16 protein-coding genes are annotated in these 15838 nt (G+C 68.5%); 8 read left to right on the top strand and 8 right to left on the bottom strand.

All coding sequences use genetic code 11. The features are described 5' to 3' along the window. Positions 1–19: 19 nt before the first annotated feature. From phoB to FM069_RS17540, 3 genes are all read right to left on the bottom strand, one after another. Positions 20–709 carry a phosphate regulon transcriptional regulator PhoB gene (gene phoB, locus FM069_RS17550; RefSeq protein WP_143489680.1) on the bottom strand — a complete coding sequence of 230 codons (690 nt, stop codon included), beginning with the start codon at positions 707–709 and terminating at the stop codon, positions 20–22. A gap of 177 nt (positions 710–886) precedes the next feature. Beyond that, positions 887–1777, bottom strand: a complete 891-nt coding sequence (gene ubiA / locus FM069_RS17545; protein WP_143489679.1) for a 4-hydroxybenzoate octaprenyltransferase — start codon at positions 1775–1777, stop codon at positions 887–889. Between the two features lie 58 nt (positions 1778–1835). Further along, complete coding sequence (locus FM069_RS17540; RefSeq protein ID WP_178106810.1) at positions 1836–2384, bottom strand: chorismate--pyruvate lyase family protein; 549 nt, start codon at positions 2382–2384, stop codon at positions 1836–1838. 158 nt (positions 2385–2542) lie between these two features. On the opposite strand from FM069_RS17540, the gene FM069_RS17535 reads away from it, so the two are divergent. Continuing rightward, entirely contained in the window at positions 2543–2710 is a 168-nt protein-coding gene (locus tag FM069_RS17535) for a rubredoxin (protein ID WP_143489677.1), read from the top strand. A gap of 73 nt (positions 2711–2783) precedes the next feature. On the opposite strand, the gene FM069_RS17530 is transcribed toward FM069_RS17535, so the two are convergent. After that, positions 2784–3545: a TerC family protein gene (locus FM069_RS17530; RefSeq protein ID WP_143489676.1), complete on the bottom strand. Its 762-nt coding sequence runs from the start codon at positions 3543–3545 to the stop codon at positions 2784–2786. Positions 3546–3910: 365 nt separating this feature from the next. Beyond that, on the bottom strand, positions 3911–4816 hold the full coding sequence (locus FM069_RS17525; protein ID WP_143489675.1) for an AEC family transporter: 906 nt from the start codon (positions 4814–4816) through the stop codon (positions 3911–3913). Between the two features lie 102 nt (positions 4817–4918). Between FM069_RS17525 and FM069_RS17520 the strand changes: the two genes are divergently transcribed. From FM069_RS17520 to FM069_RS17510, 3 genes are all read left to right on the top strand, one after another. Beyond that, positions 4919–5320: a GFA family protein gene (locus FM069_RS17520; protein WP_143489673.1), complete on the top strand. Its 402-nt coding sequence runs from the start codon at positions 4919–4921 to the stop codon at positions 5318–5320. 124 nt (positions 5321–5444) lie between these two features. Next, positions 5445–6302: a hypothetical protein gene (locus FM069_RS17515; RefSeq protein WP_143489671.1), complete on the top strand. Its 858-nt coding sequence runs from the start codon at positions 5445–5447 to the stop codon at positions 6300–6302. 8 nt (positions 6303–6310) lie between these two features. Further along, complete coding sequence (locus FM069_RS17510) at positions 6311–7426, top strand: WD40 repeat domain-containing protein (RefSeq protein WP_143489669.1); 1116 nt, start codon at positions 6311–6313, stop codon at positions 7424–7426. An 11-nt stretch (positions 7427–7437) separates the two neighbouring features. Here FM069_RS17510 and FM069_RS17505 read toward each other — a convergent pair whose 3' ends face one another. The 3 genes from FM069_RS17505 to FM069_RS17495 form a co-directional block, all read right to left on the bottom strand. Next, complete coding sequence (locus FM069_RS17505; RefSeq protein WP_143489668.1) at positions 7438–9396, bottom strand: DUF7844 domain-containing protein; 1959 nt, start codon at positions 9394–9396, stop codon at positions 7438–7440. Positions 9397–9476: 80 nt separating this feature from the next. Then, positions 9477–9794: a DUF2388 domain-containing protein gene (locus tag FM069_RS17500; RefSeq protein WP_143489666.1), complete on the bottom strand. Its 318-nt coding sequence runs from the start codon at positions 9792–9794 to the stop codon at positions 9477–9479. Positions 9795–9869: 75 nt separating this feature from the next. Continuing rightward, positions 9870–10187 (bottom strand): DUF2388 domain-containing protein, encoded by a 318-nt coding sequence (locus FM069_RS17495; protein WP_143489665.1) that lies wholly within the window; start codon positions 10185–10187, stop codon positions 9870–9872. A gap of 358 nt (positions 10188–10545) precedes the next feature. Between FM069_RS17495 and FM069_RS21660 the strand changes: the two genes are divergently transcribed. From FM069_RS21660 to FM069_RS17470, 4 genes are read left to right on the top strand one after another with little or no spacing between them, the layout of a single operon-like run. Beyond that, positions 10546–12105 carry a glycosyltransferase gene (locus FM069_RS21660; protein WP_178106808.1) on the top strand — a complete coding sequence of 520 codons (1560 nt, stop codon included), beginning with the start codon at positions 10546–10548 and terminating at the stop codon, positions 12103–12105. After that, a complete protein-coding gene (locus FM069_RS17480) occupies positions 12102–13670 on the top strand; it encodes a glycosyltransferase (protein ID WP_143489663.1) in 1569 nt (522 codons plus the stop codon). The genes FM069_RS21660 and FM069_RS17480 overlap by 4 nt, the downstream gene beginning before the upstream one ends. Then, positions 13667–14563, top strand: a complete 897-nt coding sequence (locus FM069_RS17475; RefSeq protein ID WP_178106806.1) for a class I SAM-dependent methyltransferase — start codon at positions 13667–13669, stop codon at positions 14561–14563. The genes FM069_RS17480 and FM069_RS17475 overlap by 4 nt, the downstream gene beginning before the upstream one ends. Positions 14564–14587: 24 nt before the next feature. After that, positions 14588–15772 (top strand): acyltransferase family protein, encoded by a 1185-nt coding sequence (locus FM069_RS17470; protein WP_143489662.1) that lies wholly within the window; start codon positions 14588–14590, stop codon positions 15770–15772. The last annotated feature ends 66 nt before the right edge of the window (positions 15773–15838 follow it).

Below are 15838 nucleotides of genomic sequence, written 5' to 3'. Positions count from 1 at the left end.
CCGGCCGGCAGGGCCGGGTTCAGCCTTTGGTGGAGAAACGGTAGCCGGTGCCGCGCACCGTCTGCACGAGGTTCTCGTAGACCTCGCCGAGGGCCTTGCGCAGCCGGCGGATGTGCACGTCCACCGTGCGTTCCTCGACGTAGACGTTGCCACCCCAGACCTGGTCCAGCAGCTGGCCGCGGGTGTAGGCGCGCTCCTGGTGGGTCATGAAGAATTGCAGCAGGCGGTACTCGGTAGGGCCCATGTCGGCGGGCTTGCCGTCGATGGTTACCCGGTGGCTGATGGGGTCGAGCAGCAGGCCGCCCACCTCGATGGGCGCCTCGCTGTCCGCCGGGCCGGCGCGACGCAGCACGGCCTTGAGGCGGGCGACCAGTTCCCGGGGGGAGAAGGGCTTGGTGATGTAGTCGTCGGCGCCCACTTCCAGGCCCTGGATCTTGTTGTCCTCCTCGCCCTTGGCGGTGAGCATGATGATCGGGATATCCCCGGTCAGCTCGTCGCGCTTCAGGCGCCGCGCCAGTTCGATGCCCGAGGTCCCGGGCAGCATCCAGTCCAGCAGGATCAGGTCGGGCTTGCGGTCGATGATCACGCCATGGGCCTGCTGGGCGTTCTCCGCCTCCAGACATTCGTAACCGGCCATTTCCAGCGCGACGGCGATCATCTCGCGGATCGGGGCTTCGTCGTCGACGATGAGGATTGTCTTGCCTGCCATGGGTTGCTGCTTCCGGGGAGTCCTGTCGTGGGCGCATTAGATAACGGAATTATTGCAGCGATGTGACATTGGCGCGTCGGCCCGGGCTCCCCGGGCCCGTCCGGCAACCGGGCAGCGCCATTCCCGGGGAGACGCCATGGGGCTGGCCGCGGCGTTCTGCGCGCCGCCGGGGTGGGCCTAGCGCAGGGCATGGTCCAGCACGATGCCCAGGAAGATCGCCAGGCCGGCCCAGTGGTTGTGCAGGAACGCCCGGAAGCAGGCCTGGGGATCGCGGGTGCGGGTGAGGTGGAATTCCCAGGCGAAGCAGCCGGCGGCTACCAGCAGCCCCAGGTGGAAGTACAGCCCCAGCTCGAAGCGCGCGCCGGCCAGCAGCAGGCAGCCCAGGGCCAGGCCCTGGAGGGTGAGGATGATGGCCCGGTCGGCCTCGCCGAAAAGGATCGCCGTGGATTTCACGCCGATCTTCAGGTCGTCCTCCCGATCGGTCATGGCGTAGTAGGTGTCATAGGCCACGGTCCACAGCAGGTTGGCGATGTACAGCAGCCAGGCGGCGGCGGGCAGCTCGCCGGTCTCGGCGGTGAAGGCCATGGGCATGCCCCAGGAGAACGCCGCCCCCAGCACCACCTGGGGGTAGAAGGTGTAGCGCTTCATGAACGGGTAACTGGCCGCCAGGACCAGCCCGCCGATGGACAGCCAGAGGGTGGCGGCGTTGGTCAGCAGCACCAGGCCGAAGCTGGCCAGGCAAAGCAGGGCGAACAGCACCAGCGCCTCGCGGCCGGCGATGCGCCCGCTGGCCAGGGGCCGGGCGCGGGTGCGGCTGACGTGGCCGTCGAAATCGCGGTCGGCGTAGTCGTTGATCACGCAGCCGGCGGCGCGCATGAGGAACACGCCGGCGACGAAGATCGCCAGGTTGGCCGCCGACGGCACGCCCCGGGCGGCGATCCACAGAGCCCAGAGGGTCGGCCAGAGCAATAGGTAGATGCCGATGGGCTTGTCCAGGCGCATCAGCTGGACGAAGTCCCAGGCGCGTGGGTGGACGCGGTTCAAGGCTTGCAGCAGCGTGGTGTACATCGTGACGGCTCCAGGGCGAACCGGCGGAGTATACCGATTCGTCCTTCCGTGGCGGGCGTCAGGCTAGCCCGACGCGGCGCCAGAGGGCGGGCAGGAACACTTCGGCCACCAGCACCGCCAGGGGCCCGCGGTCGAAGCGCGAGTGGCGTGCCCACAGGCCCTCGCCGGCCACCGCCGCCGGCAGCCAGGCGGCTGGGTAGCGGCAGGCGTGCAGCGCGCCGCGGGCGAAGGCGCGGTCACTGAACAACAGCTCGCCCAGGGAGCGCTCGCCCAGCTCCCGCAGGCCCAGGCCGGACGCCTGCAGGGCGTCCCGGGGCGCGACGCTGCGGGCGAACACCCAGGGCGCTCCCTCGCCGCGCAGGTAGACCTCGCGCACCCAGCCCTCGCTTCCGCTTTCCAGGCCGAGGGCCCGGCATTCATCCTCGCGCAGCACCTGCCAGCCTTCCGCCAATGGCTGCACGGCGAAGGCGCCGTCGGCCAGGGCGGTGAGGCGTTGGGTCAGCGAGCCCTGGTCGAACAGCCACGCGGATACCGGCGGTGGCGGGGCGGGAGACAGGTGGTCGGCGGTCTGCCAGGACGGGGGCGAGACGGGGCTGGAATGGGGCACGGCGGGGCTGGGCGTGGCGGAAAGCGGCGAGCTTAGCATGCCGACGAGGGCCGGTTGCCCTTGCACGGGTGTGCGTGGAACAGTACAAAGCCGCCTCGGCCGCCAAAGCGTTCCCCCAGAGGACGCCCGCGGCCCCGGCCTGATAGCGAGGTGCAGCGATGAAGAAGTGGCAATGCGTGGTGTGTGGACTGATCTACGACGAGGCCGAGGGCTGGCCGGACGACGGCATCGTCGCGGGCACCCGCTGGGAAGACGTGCCGGCCGACTGGCTGTGCCCCGATTGCGGCGTCGGCAAGGCCGACTTCGAGATGATCGAGATCGCCTGATCCCGGGCGACCCCGGTGGGCCAGGCCCAGCCCGGCCAGGCTCGGTCAGACGAGCCGGGCCGCTGCCCCGGCCTCACTCGCCGGGGATGTCCTTGCGCAGTTTCACCGGATCCACGTCCTGCTTCTTGCGGGCGGTGCGCATACGGATGTTCAGCGCTTCCACCGCCAGCGAGAAGGCCATGGCGAAGTAGACGTAGCCCTTGGGCACGTGCACTTCGAAGCTCTCGGCGATCAGCACCGTCCCCACCACGATGAGGAACGACAGCGCCAGCATCTTCAGGCTCGGGTGCTTGTCGATGAAAGAACTGATGGTGCCGGCGGCCAGCATCATCACCAGCACCGCGACGATGATCGCGGCGATCATCACCGGTACGTGGGAGACCATGCCCACCGCAGTGATCACCGAGTCCAGGGAAAACACGATATCGATGATGGCGATCTGGATGATGGTGCCGATGAACCCGCCCGGCCCCTTATTCGGCTCGCCCTCGGCCTCGTCCTCGCCTTCCAGGCCGTGGTAGATCTCGCTGCTGCTCTTCCATAGCAGGAACAGGCCGCCGAAGAACAGGATCAGGTCGCGCCCCGAGATGCCCTGGCCGAACACGTGGAACAGGTCGGCGGTGAGGCGCATCACCCAGGCGATGGACAGCAGCAGGAGGATCCGGGTGATCATCGCCAGGGCCAGGCCGAACAGGCGCGTCCTGGGCTGCATCTCCTTGGGCATCCGCCCCACCAGGATGGAGATCATGATGATGTTGTCGATGCCCAGGACGATCTCCAGAGCCGTCAGGGTCAAGAAGGCGACCCAGATTTCCGGGTTCAACAGCCAATCCATATCGTGTCCTTGCTGAAAGTGGGGGTCGCCAGATCTGACCGGCTGCCGGCGGATTCTAGCGATTGCCCTGAAAAAGTCGCGCCGGGAATTCGCGACAGCGTGTTTCTCCGGGCGGACGGGGTGCTTCGTCCATTCGGACGCCAGGAAGGGGGCGGGTGATCCGAGCTGATGTTCTGCAGGCGGCCCGGTCATCCTGGCGATCCAGGGGCGTACTCGGCGGCGGGCCAACCGGAGGGTTGGGTGGGCTTCTCAGCCTGGCGGCCCGAGCGCCAGTGCGCCGGGCGGTCGCCGCACGAAGCCCCGGAATCGCCAGTGACGGATACGAGAAGCCCGCGCATCCGGCGAAGCGCGCAGCGCCGGTGCCGTCAGCCCGCCAGGATCAGCACCAGGGGCAGGCTGACGGCGCCCAGCAGGGTCTGCAGGGTGATGAGGCCGGCCATCAGCGAGCCGTCGCCGCCCAACTGCCGGGTGAGCACGTAGGCGGTGGGCGCGGTGGGCAGGGCGAAGAACAGCACCAGCACCGTGCGCTCCAGCGCCGGCAGGTCCAGGGCGAGGGCCACGCCCCAGGCCAGCACCGGCATCGCCAGCAGGCGCAGCCCACAGTTCCAGGCCAGCGCCGCCCATTCGCCGCCCAGCTCCCGCGGACGCAAGGCCGCGCCGACGCAGAGCAGGCCCAGGGGCAGGCTGGCGGCCGCCAGCAGCGACAGCAGCCGCTCGCTGCCGCCCGGCAGCGGCAGGCCCGCGAGGTTCACCAGGGCGCCCGCCAGGCAGGCCACGATCAGTGGGTTCTTCACCACCGGCAGCAGCAGGGCTCGGAGCCCCATCCCACGCTCGGCGGTCAGCGCCCACACCGACATCAGGTTCACCGTGGGCACCATCAGCGCCAGCATCAGCGCGGCCAGCGCCAGCCCCTTCTGGCCGAACAGGCTACCCACCGCGGCAAGGCCCAGGTAGGTATTGAAGCGCAGCAGCCCCTGGGCGAGGGCGCCGAAGCGGCCGGCGGGCCAGCCCCGCAGGCGGCGGCCCACCAGCAGGCTGGCCCAGCCCAGGCCGAGGCCCACCAGCACCGCCAGGGCCAGCCGCGACAGCGCCGGGTTGTCCAGGGGCGCGGTGGCCAGGCTGTGGAACAGCAGGGCGGGGAACAGCAGGAAGTAGTTCAGCCGCTCGGCGGCGGGCCAGAACGCATCGCCGGGAAATTCCCAGCGGCGCAGGCCGTAGCCCCCGACGATCAGGGCGAACAGGGGCCAGAGGGCCTGGAGCAGGTCGGTCACGGCGAGGGCTCGGAAAAGCCGCTATCGTCGGCCGACCGCCGCGCCGATGCAACCCGACCGCGGCGATCCGGCATGATGAAGTCCCGCCCGGAGGATTCGCCCATGACCGACCTGCACACCGGCGGCTGCCACTGCGGCCGCCTGCGCTACCGCTTCGACGCACCCCTGCGCGACATCGCCCATTGCCATTGCAGCATCTGCCGGCGCAGCAGCGGCGGCCTGCTGGTGACCTGGATCAGCGTGCCGGGCGCGCGCTTCGCCTGGACCGCGGGTGAGCCCGGCACTTATGCATCCTCGCCTACCTGCACCCGCTACTTCTGCCGCGACTGCGGCGCGCAACTGGCCCTGCACACGGCGCTGGCCCCGGACACCCTGGACGTCACCATCGGTACCCTCGACGACGCCAACCAGGCCCCCGCCGACCGCCACATCTGGGTCGGCACCCGCCTGCCCTGGCTGCACCTGGACCCCCACCTGCCGGACGAGCAGGAAGAACAGCTCTGATGGCGTTCTGCGATCCTGTTAACGAATTAGGCATGGCGGGTGGCGCGTCTGTGACGGGTGCACGGGAGCCCGCCTCCGCCGGTGGCCATCATGGTGGCCCCTTTCGGAAAAGGAGCTTCCTACCATGCCATATGCCCTGATACAGGCCTTCCAGAACGGTAAAGAGCCGCTGGCGTTTTCGTTTCTCAATTCTCCTAAAATGACGCGGGCAAAAATTGGAGAGTCCATTGCTAGACGCATAAGGGCACCAGAAACGATCAACCAACAGAGTGCACCATTATGCGGTCCCGCTGCTTTCATGTACTGCCTCGCCAGTGCTCATCCTTGGCATTACGCGCGGTATGCCATTGATCTTATGACCCATGGCGAGGCACGTATTGGCCAGCTGCATATAAAACCGAGCGCTCAGTGTCGACATGCTGATATTGGTTCCGCCATCGAGGCCACCGATTGGGTGACGTTGGCTAGCTTAAGAGATGCCTCTAACGGTGTCCTGTCGATGAGTGGACCGGGCTCTTCCATCGCAGGCATAACCGGAGCAAATACTATGGCGGCCTGGTTTGAGCAGAGTGGTTTGTTTACCCAGGTGGATAACTTGGCGCAGTATCACCCGGCCTCGTTGGAGCGACTTCTTGCTGCAGATTTGCAAGCCAATATGGGGCGATACGTTTGCCTGCTGGTACGTGCCGCCGTACTGGGCGCAGTAGCTGGTGAAGTTCCTATGCCGAAGTTGAACGGTATGCCCAGAACGTTGCTTGGAACCCCAGATCACTGGATAGTGATGCATGAACCTATGGGGCTAGGTCCCAGTTGCTATAATTCCGCTCGTCCCGATGTAGTAGATATGCTCAAGAAAAAGAAACTTAGCTTCAAAGTATATTCTTGGGGCGGAATCTCCACTGTCAACGAGCGTATACATGATTTAAATGTCGAAAGGTTCCTTCCCTATTTTTATGGCTGCGTCAGCGCTAGCGCTGTCTGAGGTATTCGATGCGTATTGGAATTTTATTCTTTACGATAGTCGGTTTGGCAGGATGCCAAACCGATAAATTGGCAGTGATGGATCAAAGGCTCGCTGCGCCTCGCTTGATTTCCCGGGGATCGATAGCTGTAGACGCTTCTGCGGAAAAGCTACGTGTCGATGAGAATGGCCGATATTTTTTGGTTGAGAGCTCTTCTGGCCGTGTCGACCTCTATGAGGTAGAAAATTTAAATGAGATAACCACATTTCGTGCAGTTGGCGACTTTCCATCCATCAATGGGAGTGGATTTATTGACTCCAATAGTTATTTTGTCGGATATATTGATGGAAAGCAGGGGGCGCTTAGAACTTTTGTTAAGGTTCTTCAGGTCGAGCCCGAAAAATTGCTGTATGAGCATGTTTTCGATGTCGGTGCTGATGTTCCGGTTGATGCGAATGTCGATTATATCGCTTATCGGAAAAGCTTGATTGACTGGAGAAAAGAGAATTCAGCCTTAGACGTATGGAGCGCACATCCAGGTTACTCGGGCATCTATAAGCTGACCGATAGCGGCCGAGTGTTTACTAGTAATCTTCTGGAAAAAACGCTGTTGCTCCACAATCCCCGAACGGATCAACGCATATATTGGAGCGCTGATATAAAACCGTTTGATGCAGCTATTACTCGAAGTGAAAAACATGTAATTGCCATTGATGACACCGGCTCCTGCAAGGTGTGGCGGATCCCTGAGGTCGAGCCGCTGGGTCGCTGCGGATGGGGAGCCCTTTCAGCCCATAAGCGAGGTCATGTTGTCGTAGCGCCCCATGCCGAACAGTTTGCCGTATCGGTGGATAACCAAGTACGCGTGTATTCGCTGGAGCCTCTCATGCTGCTGAACGAATTCGTCATGCCTGCAGCGGTAACAGCGTTGATTTTAGCGGACGAAGGTCGCGTGGCTGTTGCGGACGAACAGGGCAATCTAGAGGTATGGGACGCAGAGACCGCTCGCGTGCTGGGTCGGGTTCGCCTTCCCTATATCGCGGATCTAGCGTTCCCCACCCGGGATCGACTATTGGCCTTGGTACCTGAAGATGGCCAATACAGCGTTTTCACGTACGACATTCCTCCAAATTCACATCTCTAAAACGGTACCCCTCACGGCAACCGCAATCCCCCGGCCGCGTCGTGCAGAGTGCGCAGGCGGGTGCCGATCTGCTTGAGGTTGGCCTCTACCGCGTCCAGTTCCGCCAGGCGTGCGGGTTCGAGCAGGTGGCGCAGTTCCCCGTCCAGGTCGTCGCTGAGCAGTTGCAGACGTTGCTGGCGCTGGTGGCTCTCGGCTTCCAGGCGCTGCCATTCGCTGGCCTGGGGCAGGCCGTAGCCCCCGTCCAGCAGCTCCGCCGGGCGGCTCAGGAAGCCGCTGGTGGCGAGGATCTGTTCCAGGGTGCCGCCGGCCTTGGCGAAGCGGGTGTCGTCGGCCCGCTCGCGGCTGCTCAGGTAGTTGCGCTTCAGATCGTCCTGGGCCAGCAGCAGCTGCTGGCGCTGGGCCGCCTGTTCCAGCAGCAGCAGGGCGGCGCTGGCGCGCAGGTCGGCGTTCTCGAACCAGGGGCGGCGTTCCCGGGCCGGGAGCGTCAGCCAGTCCTCCACCCGGGTCTGGGGTACGTCCAGGCGCTGGCGGAGCACCGCGAACATGGCCTGGTAGCGGTCGCGGAAGGAGTCGAAGCGGTAGCCCAGGCGCAGGGCTTCCTGGGGATCGGCCAGAGGCGCGGGGTCGGCCAGGCCGCGTGCCTCGAGGACCTCCAGCAGGCCGTTGGGCATGATGCTGTCCAGGTCGTCCAGGCGCGGGTCGGTGGTGCCGCTGCGCAGCAGTTTGAGGGTCTCCACCGCGCAGTTGTTGGAGAGGAACCAGTAGTTGCCGTCGTAGCTCCAGTGCATTTCCGCGGCCCGCTCCACCAGCCGCTCCAGGGCCGGCCGGTCGAGGGTCAGGGGCACCGAGGCGAGGCTGCGCAGCTCCACCTTGGTATATTCGTCGATCACCTGGTGCAGCGGCAGGACGAACAGTCGCGACGGGTAAGCGCCGGTCAGGCCATCCCAGCTGGACAGCTGCACGTCACCGACGAAGGCGCGGTAGGACAGCACCAGGTGCTCGTCCAGGTCCAGGCGGCAGTCGGGGCCCCGCGGCCGTCCCGGCGCGCACACCACCAGGCGCAGCATGGCGTGGCCCCAGCGGCTGGCCCAGCTGTCGTTGGCTTCGGCGAACAGGTAGTCCACCTGGTAGACCCGCGCCGGGTCGAGGCGGCCCAGGGGCGTACGGCCGAAATCGCGGCCGGCGTTGAGGTAGGCCAGCCCGCCCTTGCAGGTGGCCGCCGGGGGCGCCCAGCCGAACCGCTCGCGGAAATAGCGGTGCAGGGCCGGGCGCCGGCAGGCGTAGGTGGGGTCGAGGAGAAAATACTCCATGTTCACCGCGACGAATTCCTTCGGGCTGCTCAGCTCGTAGGGGTCCGGGCTGCGTGCCACCTGGCCGTTGCCGGCCTCCCGGGCGCCGCGGCGGCCCACGGCCTGGGGCCAGCCGGCGAGGTCAAGCAGGCGCGGATCGTCGCTCAGGCTGAAGCGTCGCTCGGTCTGCCCGCGACAGGCGGCCGGCAGGCCCACCAGACCGCTGCTGGCGGCCCGGTCGTGGCAGCGGACCAGCAGCCGGCGCTGGTCGGTGTCCCACAGGCGGGCGCGGTCGTAGAGGTGGGTCAGCTCGTGCAGCACCGTCGCCAGCAGCTCCCGGCGCAGGGTGCCGTGGGGGCGGCCGGTGGCGCGGTGCGCGGCGGAGCCATCGGCCAGGGCCGGCAGTTGCGCGGCGTTCAGTGCCAGCGCTCCGGGGCGCAGGGTGCGGCCGAAGGCGTTGGCCGGCAGGTCGTCGCGCCAGCTCACCGTCACCCGCCGGTCCAGGCGCGTCACCAGGCTGGGCGGCAGGGCAGCCAGGGCTTCGTCCAGCAGGGCCTGGCTGGCCTGGCGCTGGGCCGCCGTCAGGCCCTCGGCCTGCAACTCCAGGCGCAGGGCAGCCTGGGCGGAGACACCGAGCGCCCACGACAGGACGAAGACCAGGGCGCGTAACGGAATGGGCATGGGAGCGGTCGATCCACGCCAGCGGGCTGGCCGGCAGGGCAGGGCGACGCCGGTGCGTCGCGGCGGTGACGGGGTGGGGGTCAGCGGGCCAGGATCGCCTCGGCCAGGGCCTGGTCGCTGGCGGCGCGGGCTTCGGGAAGGTGCTCGCGCAGGCGGGCGAAGGCGGCTTCCAGGTTCGCTCCGCGGATGTCGCCGTCGCTGGCGACGAAGCTGGCGGCGTCGTTGTGGGCGGCGCGGATGAGCTTGGCGTCGCGGATAGAGGTGGTGGTGTCGGAGGTGAAGTCCACCGAGCGGTCGATGGCGCGGACGATGATGTTGCTGGTGGCCACCAGGGTCTGGGCCTGGCTCGTGGCGGAGATCAGCGAAAGGATGGCAGCGACGAAAAGCGGGCTACGCATGGAAGACTCCGTGGAAACGAAAGGAACCGCCATTGGACGGGCTGGCGCGCGGCGGGTTCACGCCGCGCGACGCGCTCAGCGCACCAGCAGCGCCTCGGCCAGTTGCAGGTCGCTGGCGGCCAGGGCGGGGGCCCGGTCCCGCAGCAGGCGCAGCGCCGCTTCCAGGTGGGCACCGCGGATGGCGCCATCGCTGGCGACGAAGCTGGCGGCATCGTCCCGGGCGGCGCGGATCACCTTGTCGTCCCGCAGCGAGGAGGTGACGTCGGACAGGGCGTCGGAGCTGGCCTGCAAGGCGTTGACCAGGGTGTCGGTGGTGCCCACCAGGCTGCTGGCGGAAGCGCCGGTGGCGAGGCCCAGCAGCACAGCGGCGGCGAGAAGGCGGAACGGGGTCATGGGGTCACTCCTTGCGAGGCGATGGCGGCGAAACGGTCGCCGGCGCGAGGCCGAGCGACCACCGCCAAGCCTAGTCGAAAGCGCCCGCGGGGAGCCAGCGCAAGCAGGCGGACCTGACCTTTCGGTCATGGCCGGGCAGCGGGCGGCGGGCCAAAAGAGGCTTGCAAGCGCGGGCGAGAACTGGTGCTATGCAGCACCCTTCCGTACGGGCTGGTTCGCGGAACAGGGCAAGACGCACCCTCGAACAATAAGGTTCTCGCGCCGGGTCCCCGGCGCGGGTACGCAGGCGGGCTCGTCGGACACCGGCCGGACGCCCATGCCGCGCCGCCGTCGATGAAGCCCCGCACGGTTAGACGACATGATCATTCTCATCGGCTCGAAGATCGGCCAGACCGATATCCAGGCCTCCCTCGGCAAGCCCGAGTACAGCTACTACTTCCTGTTGCGTGAATTCCTGCCGGCGCTGCAACGCCTGGGCACGGTGGTGGAGGCCGGCAACCCGGAAGAGATCGACCGGCTGTACGCGCGCTACCGCGACGAAGGCCAGCCGGTGGTGTTCCTCAGCTTCAGCCCGCCCCAGCAGACCCCGGTGGACCTGCGCTGCCCGACCGTCTGCGTGTTCGCCTGGGAGTTCGACAACCTGCCCGACGAGCCCTGGGAGAACGACCCGCGCAACGACTGGCGCCATGTCTTCCAGCGGATCGCCGCCGCCGTGCCCTGCAGCCAGGAGACCGCCGACGCGGTGCGCCGGGCCATGGGCGACGACTTCCCGGTGCTGGCCCTGCCGGCCCCGGTGTGGTCGCGCTTCGCCGACGTCTGTCCGGCCGAGCACTGGACCCCGTGCCCCGGCCCGCGGGTCCTGGTATTCGACGGCTACGCCATCGACAGCCCGATCCTCGGCCTGTCCGCCGACGGCCTGGTGCGCAAGCCGGCGCCCGAGCCCGAACCGGAGCCGCTGCCGGAACCCGAGCCGGAACCGGAAACCCCGCCGCCGGCGCCGCTGAACGCCGCCGAGAAGCGCTACGTCAGCCGCGTGCTGCTGCGGGACTGGTGGAACGAAGTGCGCGGGATTCGCCCCGAGCCGCCGCCGGCCCCTGTCCCGGAGCCGCTTCCCCAGCCGGAACCCGAGCCCGAGCCGGTCGTGGACCTGGAGCCGGCGCCCGAACCCGAGCCGGCGGAACCCCCGCCGCCCCCGCCGCCCTACATGATCTCCCAGGCCCATCGCCTGCAACTGGATGGCGTGGTCTACACCACCGTGCTCAATCCGGGCGACGGGCGCAAGAACTGGATCGACCTGATCACCGCGTTCTGCTGGGCGTTCAAGGACACCGAGGACGCCACCCTGGTGGTGAAGATGACCCACCACGACCTGGAGTACTACCGCATCGTCCTGCTCACCCTGCTGTCGCGGCTGGCGCCGTTCCGCTGCCGGGTGCTGGTGCTCCACGGGTTCCTCGACGACGCCCAGTACCGGGCGCTGATCGAGGCCAGCGACTACTACGTCAACGCGTCGGCCTGCGAGGGCCTGTGCCTGCCGCTGATGGAGTTCCTCAGCGCCGGCAAGCCGGTGCTGGCGCCGCGCCACACGGCGATGCTGGACTACCTGGACCCGGCCCTGGGCTTCGTCGTCGACACCCGGCCCGAGCCTTCCTGCTGGTCCCACGACCCCACCGGCAAGCTGCGCACCCGCCGCCACCGGCTGAACTGGGAATCGCTGATGCTCGCCTACCGCGCCAGCCACCGGCAGGCCCGGGCCAACCCCGAGGCCTACCGCGCCATGTCCGCCGAAGCCTTCCGGCGGATGCGCGACTACTGCGCCGTGGACGGCGTGGCCGAGCGCCTGGGCGGTTTCCTCGCCGACGTGCTGGCCCGCGCCGCGGATCGCCGCGAGACCCCGGCGGAGCCTTCGCTGCCATGAAAATCCTGATCTATTCCGAAGTCACCGCCGCCAGCATCGCCCGCAGCCTGGGCATGCCCGAGTACAGCTACTACTTCGTCCTGCGCGAGTTCCGGCCGGTGCTGGAACGCCTGGGCGAGGTGATTGCCGTCGACGACCCGGCCCGGGAGGTGGACGCCCACTACGCCGCCGCCTGCGAGGCCGGCCAGCGCTGCGTGTTCCTCAGTTTCTCGCCGCCGCACCGCACCACCCTGGGCCTCGCCTGCCCGACGGTGCCGGTGTTCGCCTGGGAGTTCGACTCGATCCCGACCCAGAGCTGGTACGACCAGCCGGAGCACGACTGGCGCCACGGCCTGGCCCTGTGCGGCCGGGCCATCGTCCACTCGCGGCTCACCGTGGAGGCCGTGCGCGACGCCATGGGCGCGGACTTCCCGGTGGTGTCGATCCCGGCGCCGGTGTGGGACAAGTTCGCCCGCTTGCGCGCCCGCGGCGACCAGCCGCGCCGGGGCCCGTGGCACATCGGCGTGCCCGCCGGGGTGGTGTTCGACACCCACAACCTGTCCCTGGAACCGTGGATGCCCGGCCCCGACGCCGTGGCCCAGGCGGTGGCCCAGGCCCGCGGCGAGACCACCGCCCAGGCGGTGGTGGACGCCCTCCACGCCGAGGCCCAGGCCGCCGAGTCGGCGCCCGCCGCGGACGCCCCGGCACCGGCCGCGCCGCCGTCGGCCGCACCTATGCCGGCCGCACCCGATCCGCTGCGGGTCACCCTGCGCTACCTGGCGGAATGGTACCGGCTGGTCTGGCGCGACAGCCTGCCGCCGGCCTGCGACCGCGCCCTCGACGCCCTGCGCCGGCGCCTGCGGCCCCCCGCGGCGACGCCCGCGCCGGAGCCGGTCAGCCCGTGGGAACTGGCGCCGCGCCAGCTGAGCCTGGACGGCGTGGTGTTCACCGCCATGTTCAACCCCTACGACGGCCGCAAGAACTGGGTCGACATGCTCACCGCTTTCTGCACCGCCTTCCGCGACGTGCCGGACGCGACCCTGCTGTTCAAGCTGGGCCACAGCAAGTACCGCTCGGCCATCAACGACATGCTGATGTGCATGGCGCGGCTGCCGGCGTTCCGCTGCCGGGTGGTGATCCTCCAGGGCTTCGTCGACGAAGCCGGCTTCGAGTCGCTGATCGACGCCACGGCATTCGTGGTCAACGCCTCCCATGGCGAGGGCCAGTGCCTGCCGCTGATGGAGTTCCTCTCCTGCGGCAAGCCGGCCCTGGCGCCGCGGCATTCGGCCATGGCCGACTACATTGACGGCGAGGTGGCCTTCGTCGTGGACAGCTGGCTCGACGCCACCGCCTGGCCCCACGACCCGCGGCTGGCCTACCGCACCCTGCGCCACCAGATCGACTGGCAGTCGCTGCTGCAGGCCTACCGCGACGCCTACCGCACCTACCGCGAGGACCCGGCGCGCTACGCCGTGCTGTCGCGCAACGCGGTGGCGCGGATGCAGGGCCATTGCTCGCGGGAGGCCGCGGCGGCGCGGCTGAGCGCGTTCCTGACCATCGAAGACAACGAGAGTGTGTGTGCATGAGTGATTTGCTCGACGGGTTCCGCCGGTTCGGCGTCGAATTCACCGACGAAAACGAGGCCGCGGCGGCCTGGAAGGCGATCACCGACGGCGAGGGCTTCGTCGATTCCCGCGACTGCGGGCTGGTGGACGTGGTGCAGAGCGGCTGGTACCGCACCGACCGCGACGAGCTGTTCCTGGACTTCCCCGTGAGCGCCGACGACACGGTGCTGGACGTGGGCTGCGGCGCCGGTGGCGCCACCCTGTTCTGCGCCAACCGCGGCGCCCACGTGATCTTCAGCGACGTGGTCGCGGACAAGGTCGAGGCGCTGCGCCAGCGGGTCGCCCAGACCCCGGCGCGGCAGGCCGAGGGCCTGGTCTCCGACAGCGCGCCGCTGCCCCTGGCCGACGCCCGCGCCACCCGGGTGGTGGCCCTGGAAGTGCTGGAGCACGTGGAAGACCCGGCCGCCGTGCTGCGGGAGCTGGTGCGGGTCGGCCAGCCCGGCGCCCTGTACCTGCTGGCGGTGCCCGACGCCCTGGGCGAGCAGGTGCAGAAAGCCTTCGCCCCGGCCTACTATTTCCAGCGCCCCAACCACATTCATATCTTCGAGCGCGACGCCTTCGACGCCCTGGTGCGCGGCGCCGGCCTGGAGGTCATCCGCCAGGAGACCTACGGTTTCTTCTGGACCCTCTGGATGTGCATCTACTGGACCTGCGCCAAGGCGGCCGGCACCGACCTGGACGGCGCTTCCCACGACGTGGTGCAGCCACCGTACCCACCGCTGCTCAACGACTGGGCGAAGCTCTGGCACCAACTGATCAAGATGCCCGAGGCGGAACCGATGAAGCGCGCCCTCGACCGGGTCCTGCCGAAGAGCCAGGTCATCGTGGCGCGCAAACCCCTGGCGGCGGGCTGAGCCGCCTACCCGAGGAACCCCCGGATGAAGGGACGCATCGCCGACATCGAGGTCCTGCGCGCGGTCGCCGTGCTGGCGGTGCTGTTCCAGCACGTCGGCAACCTGCTGCCCTGGGCCCCGGCCGGGCTGGAGCGGCTTTACGGCTACCTGGGCGGCAGCTTCGGCGTGGACCTGTTCTTCGCGGTGTCCGGCTTCGTCATCGCCCGGGACCTGGTGCCGCGCCTGCTGACCGTGGCGCCGGGCCAGACGCGTCGGGTGGTGCTGGCTTTCTGGGTGCGGCGGATCTGGCGCTTGTGGCCGTCCGCCTGGCTGTGGCTCGGGCTGATCCTCGTCGCGGTGGTGGCCTTCAACCGCAGCGGCGCCTTCGGCAGCCTGCAGGCCAACCTGGAGGCCACGGCCGCCGGGGTCCTGCAGTACGCCAACGTGCGCTTCGCGCAGAACTTCATGGTCCACGAGATCGGCGCCAGCTTCGTCTACTGGAGCCTGTCCCTGGAGGAGCAGTTCTACCTGCTGTTCCCCCTGCTGATCCTGCTCTGCCGGCGGCGGCTGGCGTGGTGCCTGCTGGCCTTCGCCGCGGTGCAACTGGCGATCCCGCGGCAGCAGTCGCTGCTGATGCTGTTCCGCACCGACGCCCTGGTCCTGGGGGTGCTGATCGCCCTGTGGAGCGGCCACCCCACCTGGCGGGCCGGGCTGCGGTCGCTGCTGGGCCTGGGGCGTGCCGGGCGGCTGGCGCTGGCCGGGCTGGCGCTGCTGGCGATGGCCCTGCTGTGCAGCCGGCTGGAGCTGACCCGCTACGCCGTCAGCCTGATCGCCCTGCTGTCCGCCGGCCTGGTGCTGCTGGCCTCCTACGACCGCGACCTGCTGCTGGCGGACGGTCGCCTGCGGCGCGCGCTGCTGTGGACCGGCTCGCGTTCCTATGCGCTGTACCTGATCCACATCCCGGTGTTCCTCGCCACCCGCGAGCTGTTCTTCCGGCTGCTGCCCGACGCCGTGCCGGGGCCCGGCCTGGCCCTGCTCCACGGCTTCTGCGCCCTGGCGCTGCTGGTGGGCCTGGCCGAGGTCAACTACCGCCTGGTGGAGGCGCCGCTGCGCCTGCACGGCGCGCGGGTTTCGGCGCGCTGGTTGCGCACCTCGTCCACGCCGCCGGCCGCCGGCCCGGGGCCCGACGGGCTCCTGCCGCTTTCCCTCGAACGTCCCCTGAAGGCCTAACCCCATGTTGAGTCTGCTCAAAGCATTGTTCCGCCCGGACCCGGTCGTGGCCGAACCCCCGCCCCC

Origin of the sequence: Pseudomonas mangiferae (assembly GCF_007109405.1) — a bacterium.
In the GTDB taxonomy this organism is placed as follows: domain Bacteria; phylum Pseudomonadota; class Gammaproteobacteria; order Pseudomonadales; family Pseudomonadaceae; genus Pseudomonas_T; species Pseudomonas_T mangiferae.
This window is presented reverse-complemented; position numbering and strand designations above follow the sequence as displayed.